The organism is Neisseria sp. P0021.S007 (assembly GCF_051956855.1).
On the sequence record NZ_JBQCXA010000332.1, the window covers coordinates 1 to 811 of the forward strand.

Sequence of the window (811 nt, forward strand, 5' to 3'; positions counted from 1 at the left end):
AATAGACAGAGTCAGGGATACTTGGTTCGGAGAACTGTCATCACCAATCTTCAGACCATTAGTAGTCAAGACGCTGTTGCCTGTGATGACGCTGTCGGCAACCACGCTGGCAGCTTCTACTGAATTAGCTTTGACATGAGCAAACTCGACGTCGTCTGAAGTGGCTACGGTGATGTTTTTGCCGTCGCGGGTTACTTTGATGTTTTTGCCGTCTTTGAACGTTACCGTTTCGCCTGCCGCCACTTTTTCGGTAGTATCGCTATTGGCTTGCAGATTCCAGCCTTTTTCAGCGGTTTCTTTGACGGATTTAATTGCATCGCTGACAGTAGTCTTACCTGTTTCGCCGATGTCGGTAACCGTTACCGTACCGTTTTGGTTGGTTGAACCTGTACCCAAAACATTTGCCAGATTGGTTTGTGCAGCATTTATCTGTTCTTCAGTTGCAGCTTGACCTTTGGTGGCAAAGTCCGCACCGCCCAAGGTTTTGTTGGTCAGTCCGCTTACCGTGCCGTTCGTACCGTCAAGTACAATCGGGGTGCTGCCGGTTTTGCCCAATGCAACTTTGTCGTTCAAACCAAAATCAACTTTACCCCCCGACAGGGTTTTGGTCTTAATGTTGCCATCGGTACCGGTGTAAGTAACGGTGTCACCTAAGTTGACTTTTTCAGACGACCCTTCATCAGCGGCAATGACCAAACCTTTCTTCAACTCTTCGCCCACCTTATCCAAGGCTTCTTGAACCGTACCGACAGCGGTATTTTTCGTGCCGTCCGCTTTAGTTACGGTGAACGCAGGCGCAGCCACTTCACCC

Annotated in this window: 1 protein-coding gene; it reads right to left on the reverse strand. The window is 49.3% G+C overall.

What is annotated here, in order from left to right; genetic code table 11:
- Window positions 1-811, reverse strand: an 811-nt coding sequence (locus ACTHUR_RS13170; protein WP_440398965.1) for a hypothetical protein, incomplete at both ends; no start/stop codon positions are given.